Annotated in this window: 5 protein-coding genes; 2 read left to right on the top strand and 3 right to left on the bottom strand. The window is 52.7% G+C overall.

Annotated elements, in window-relative coordinates; all coding sequences use genetic code 11:
• Positions 1-134: 134 nt before the first annotated feature.
• The 3 genes from ACZ25G_RS04435 to ACZ25G_RS04425 form a co-directional block, all read right to left on the bottom strand.
• A complete protein-coding gene (locus ACZ25G_RS04435; protein ID WP_342680350.1) occupies positions 135-998 on the bottom strand; it encodes a sugar phosphate isomerase/epimerase family protein in 864 nt (287 codons plus the stop codon).
• 34 nt (positions 999-1,032) lie between these two features.
• Positions 1,033-2,241, bottom strand: coding sequence for a hypothetical protein (locus ACZ25G_RS04430; protein ID WP_191482148.1), 1,209 nt, complete (start codon positions 2,239-2,241; stop codon positions 1,033-1,035).
• A gap of 344 nt (positions 2,242-2,585) precedes the next feature.
• Complete coding sequence (locus ACZ25G_RS04425; RefSeq protein WP_224771577.1) at positions 2,586-3,344, bottom strand: GntR family transcriptional regulator; 759 nt, start codon at positions 3,342-3,344, stop codon at positions 2,586-2,588.
• A 341-nt stretch (positions 3,345-3,685) separates the two neighbouring features.
• Here ACZ25G_RS04425 and deoC point away from each other — a divergent pair, with 341 nt between their 5' ends.
• Both deoC and xylB read left to right on the top strand, forming a co-directional pair.
• Positions 3,686-4,378, top strand: a complete 693-nt coding sequence (gene deoC / locus ACZ25G_RS04420) for a deoxyribose-phosphate aldolase (protein ID WP_463681675.1) — start codon at positions 3,686-3,688, stop codon at positions 4,376-4,378.
• A 21-nt stretch (positions 4,379-4,399) separates the two neighbouring features.
• Positions 4,400-5,826: xylulokinase (xylB, locus tag ACZ25G_RS04415; protein WP_463681674.1), on the top strand; the 1,427-nt coding region annotated here is incomplete at its 3' end.

Below are 5,826 nucleotides of genomic sequence, written 5' to 3'. Positions count from 1 at the left end.
CAGAAAAAGAGTACGAACCCTTCGATCCGTACTCTCGTTTCTACCCTGCAATGCCGATTTCTGTGTGTTTTTCGGATACTGCCTTATGCACACTCGGCAAATCTTCCGACGGTTGTTTTTTCCATGTAATTTTTCTATTCCACAGTGGCCGCGATTTTTTTCAGGTTGGCCAAGCCTTCTACAGCCAGCTGCTCGCCGGACTCCGCCAGCTTTCTCCAGATGGCGCAGTTGCCGTTGAGCTCCTCAAAGCTGGGATCAAAGGACTCGATGACCAGCGGGCCGTCATAACCCACCTCTTTGACCGCCTCAAAGAACTCCTTGAAGGGAACAAGTCCGGTGCCCGGAATGCCTCGGTTGGACTCACAGACGTGGACATAGCCCAGATATTCTTTGCCGCAGGTCAGAACAGCATCCCGGAAGCTGGTCTCCTCCCGGATCATATGGAAGCAGTCCAGATGTACCTTGATGTTGCCGGTGCCTACATCTTTGCAGTATTTCACCGCGTCCTCGGCAATGTTGAGGAAATGGGTCTCAAAACGGTTGACGCACTCAACACAGATGTTCAGATCACCCTTGGATTTGGCGTATTCCCCTACTTCTCTCATGCACTCCACAGACCAATCCCACTCCTGCTGGGTTCTGGGCTTCTTGGTCAGATAGCCCCAAGAGGCATAGTTGACACCGCCCAGCACCTTGGAACCCAGGGCATAGTTGATATCCACCAGCAGCTTCATGGACTTGACCGCCGCCGCCCGGATGGCCGGATCGGGGGAAATGGGGTTTCTCGCGTCATCCAAAGTGGTGGTGGTGACGCATTCAATGCCAACGCGGTCCAGTTCTTTCTTAACTTCTTCTAACGGGAAGGTCTCCGGATGGGCGATGGCAAAGTCGATGACCTCAAAGCCCAGGTCCTTGGCCTTTTGGATAATCCACAGGTCCTTGGTGGAGAATACCTCTGTCCAGATAAAGGAATCTACGCCAAATTTAAAGTATGCCATTTGTTTTCCTCCTCACAAAGTGATGATTGTCAGATTATTTCTCGGGAACCTCTTTGGGGCCGGAATTGTTGGGGCCAAAATGCTTGAGGATGACCAGGGGATCGAATTTGCTCTCATTGACAATGAGCACGCCCTTCTTGGCCGCAGCCTCGCTGACAAAGAATTCATCGGAGGTCAGATCTCCGTAGCGGATCATGGTCGGCGCCTCACAGTCATACTTGCCGAATTTGCCGTGGCCCTGAACCAGGATGCATCCATAGCAGGCGTCGTCCTGGATCAATGCCGACTGGCCGGGCAGGATGGTCAGCTCCTTGGCCGCCACATAGGGGTTGGCATAGCAAACCCATTTGTCGACATAGACATCATCCTCGTGGATGGTGATGGGGGCGCGGAAATAATGCTTGCGGTAATCCGGGTCCACATTCTTCTCCCAATCCAGGAAATTCATGATGTAGTCAATGTCCTCTTTCTTATCCTCCGGGCACTGCTGGCAGAGGGAATCGTATTTGTTGACCTCTCCAGCGGTGACGTTTTCCATGACCACGTTGCAGTCGGCGTTCCACTGGGGCTCATAGGTGCAGACAGAGGCCGGCGCATGGATGACACCAGGCGGTGTATACCAGCCGGTACCCAGCTGGACCCGGTAAGCACGGGAGAGCTCGGTAATCTTGTTGTCCCTGGTTCTGAACTGAAGCAGGCGCTCTTTGACCTCCTCCTTGGTTACCTCGGGGTCAAAGCCAAAATATGTATAGGGAGCGGTACCCATGTGGTTATTCATCTGGGGCGAGAAATAATAAGCCTCCGGCTTCTGGTGGTTGCCCACCGCGCGGACGGTCTCCTCCGCCGGATGGATATGGTGGAACAAGGGCCCGTTGTTGTCAAAGAATTTCGCGTACATAGGGAAGGTTCCATATTCATCATAGAGAGCCTTACCAATGATCTCCTCTTTTAGCTCCGCGATGAAATCCTTAAAGAGGATCTTGTCCTCCTTGTCCTCAGACAGGGATACATAGCTGAGTCCTTCGTCCTCTGGAGCCAGAGGGCCATTGGCCGCTGGGCAAACGGAAGAAAACCACCGCTCGGTGATCGCTCCCCGATCCATACCCTTTGCATAGTAATCATCCGGGTGGAGCTTGAGCCTTCTGCCCGGCTGGTTAAAACTTCTCGGAACGAAGTTGGGCACCATCCTGATGACGCCTTCCCCGTCCGCAAACGCTTTCCTGATTCTTGCCGCTTTGTCCATGGTAAACCTCCTCTGAATATCAAAATTTGATAAAAGAGCATTCGGCAGTTCCTTTGCGCTCTGCGTGCCGAAACTGGCAATCTCCATAATTTATTTCCATTTTAGCAAACCCTTCCGTCGATGTCAACAAAACTCCAATGGATCCAATCAGAATATTCATCAGACTCTCACATGAATTTTCCACAAAAAACAAGTTGTCTCTACATCTATTTTCCATAGAATCCAGCAGACAACCAGTGACTTTCAGAAGACAAGATGACAATTCCCGTGCATTTGCATAATTTTGTCCCGGAATCTTTGGTGCCAACTACGCAAAAAAGCGCAGGCAAATGCCCGCGCTTTTTCTATTCTGTATAAAGATCGATGCTGAATTTATTTCGGTCTCCCCGGTATCTGGCCCGGGAATATTCCACCGCTTCTTCCGTCTTGGTGTAAGCCACTGTAGTGACAAAGCACACCGGTTCCCCCGGCTGAATCTGCAAAAGCTTTGCCTCCATCTCATTGGCTGCCAGCGCCTCCAGCACCCGGTGGGCCCGGTAAATCTTGATATGAAAGCGCTCCTCCAGCTCCTGGTAGAGATTGAGGGTGGAAAAATCCACCTGTAAGAGACTTTTAAAGCGCTCATAGGGCATAAAGGTCTCCAAATAGACCATAGGCTCTCCGTCAGCAAAGCGCAGCCGCTCCAGTAGGATACAGAGGGAATCTTCCGGCAGCCCTAGATTGACACAGACTTCGTCATTGGCCATCACCGTCTTGAGGTTGAGGACCTCGGTGGCAGGCTCCAGCCCCTTCTGGGTCATCTCCACATTATAGCTTTGCAGCTTTTGGAAGAACCTTCCTTCCAGCTTAGGCTTGGAAACAAAGGTGCCTTTGCCCTTGTGGCGATAGAGGTAGCCCTCCGCCACCATCTCGCTCATGGCCTGGCGTACCGTGGGGCGGCTCACTCCAAATTTCTCACACAGTTCGAATTCGGTGGGGAGCATATCTCCTACCTTGAGCTTTCCACTGCGAATCTGTCCAATCAGATATTGCTTAAGCTGGTAGTAAAGCGGCACTGGCGTGTTCCGATCTAATTTAAATTCTTCCATACCATTTTCCAGCACAGCCATCCCTCCTTTATATATGAAATTATGTTAGCACATATTCTCGCCCAGCGCAATGAATTTTTTCCACAATTTTGCGTGTCTCTCTCTATAAACACTCACAAAGCACAGTAGTTTCCACCAACTTTCCTTTGAAAGCTCTTAAAAACTGAATGGTAACCTTCCATAAAAATCTACATTTTTTTATAGGATAGAGATATTTTTCCCTTTCTCCCCTTGACAATGGCCTTACTGAGCCCTATAATGTAATTACATTATCACATTTCTTCCTTTCTGTCCAGTTTTGGGGGATTGGCAAGAGAAATTCATGGCCGCAGACAGCGGCAGAACGGAGTAAAATCATGAACAAAGAAAAATTGACTGTAGCGCAGTTTGCCAAGCTGTTCGACCACACCAACCTGAAGGCTTTTGCCGTGGACGGCGATTTCGAAAAGTTGTGCAAGGAAGCAGCCGATTACGGTTTTCGGATGGTGGCCATCAACTCCTGCCAAACCAAACTGTGCAAAGAGTATCTTAAAGGCACCGATGTCCATGTAGGCGCTGCCATCAGCTTTCCCCTGGGCCAGACCACCATTCCGGTGAAACTGGCTGAAACTGAGGATGCCATCCACAACGGCGCCGATGAGATCGATTATGTCCTCAACATCGGCCAACTGAAGATGGGCAACACCGACTACATCAAAGAGGAGATGCAGGCCATCGTTTCTTTGTGCCGCAAACACAATGTCATCTCCAAGGTAATCTTTGAAAACTGCTATCTTACCAAAGAAGAGATCAAAACCGCGGCCCTCATCGCCAAAGAGGTACAGCCTGATTTTATCAAGACCTCTACCGGCTTTGGCACCGGCGGCGCCACTGTGGAGGACGTCCGGCTGATGAAGGAAACCGTAGGCGATCTGGTCAAGGTCAAGGCCGCTGGCGGCATCCGGGACCTGGAAACCTGCCTGGCCCTGGTGGAGGCTGGCGCCGAGCGCATCGGAAGCTCCAGTTCCGTAGCCATTACCGAAGCCTACAAAGCGTCCCTGGAAAAGTAATCCCGAGAGGAGAGTCGTCATATGCCCCAGTACCTATTAGCCCATGATCTGGGCACCTCCGGCAACAAGGCCACCCTCTACACCACCGAGGGGGAGCTGGTGGGAAGCCAGATCTATTCCTACGACACCCATGTCAGCCATGCCAACTGGGTGGAACAAAATCCCGACGACTGGTGGAAGGCGGTCTGTGTCACCACCAAAAATCTTGTCTCATCCATCGATGTCAAAGAGATCGCCGCTGTTTCCTTCAGCGGACAAATGATGGGATGCCTGTGCGTAGATGACAGAGGCAATCCCCTGCGGGAATCCCTCATCTGGGCGGACATGCGCTCCACCCAAGAGATGGAACAGATCCGGGCGGGAATCAGCGATCAGGATTTCTACCGCATTACCGGCCACCGGATCAGTCCCTCCTACGGCGGGCAGAAGCTGATGTGGGTCAAAAATAATGAGCCGGATCTCTATCGGAAAACCTATAAGATGCTCAATGCCAAGGACTATATCCTTCTCAAGCTCACTGGGGAGTTTGTCACCGAATATACCGACGCCTCCTCCACCTGTCTGATGGATCTGGGACGGCGGGTCTGGTCCGACCAGCTCATCGATGTCATGGGTTTGGATAAGGAAAAGCTCCCTCAGCTGCTCGCCTCTACCGACATTGCCGGAACCGTCACCCGTCAGGCGGCTCAGGAGTGCGGCCTTCTGGAGGGGACTCCAGTGGTCTGCGGCGGCGGGGATGGGGTCTGCGCCGCTGTAGGCACCGGCTGTGTCAAGGAGGGCATTGCCCACAGCTGTATGGGCACCTCCTCCTGGATTTCTATCACCACAAAGGAGCCTGTCTACGACGAGGAAATGCGCACCTTTACCTGGGCCCACATTGTCCCGGGCTATGTCCTCCCCACCGGTACCATGCAGTGCGGCGGAGGCTCTATGAGCTGGCTAAAAAACACCCTCTGCCAGTATGAGGGCGTATTGGCGGAGCAGCAGCAGGTATCCCCCTACGACATCTTAGAGCAGGAGACCAACCGTTCCCCTGTTGGAGCCAAAGGGCTCCTCTTCCTGCCCTATCTCATCGGCGAGCGCAGTCCCCGCTGGAATCCTCACGCCCGTGGCGCCTTTGTGGGGCTGACCATGGAGCACACCAAGGACGATATCGTCCGAGCCGTTCAGGAGGGCGTCGCCCTGAACCTGGGGGTCGTCATGGACTGCTTTAAAAAGAAGGGGGTCCGCATCGACGAGATGACCCTCATCGGCGGCGGTGCCAAAAGCCGGGCCTGGCGGCAAATTTTCGCCGACATGTACCGCTGTGACATCCAAAAGCCTAATGTGCTGGAGGAGGCTACCTCCATGGGCGCCGCCATCACCGGCGGCGTAGGGGTGGGCGCCTTCGATAACTTCGATGTCATCGACAAATTCCTAACCATCGAATCTGTCCAGCATCCCATTGA

This window comes from Zongyangia sp., from assembly GCF_965361945.1.
The sequence above is the reverse complement of the archived record's forward strand: the minus strand, read 5'-3'. Positions and strand labels throughout refer to the sequence as shown.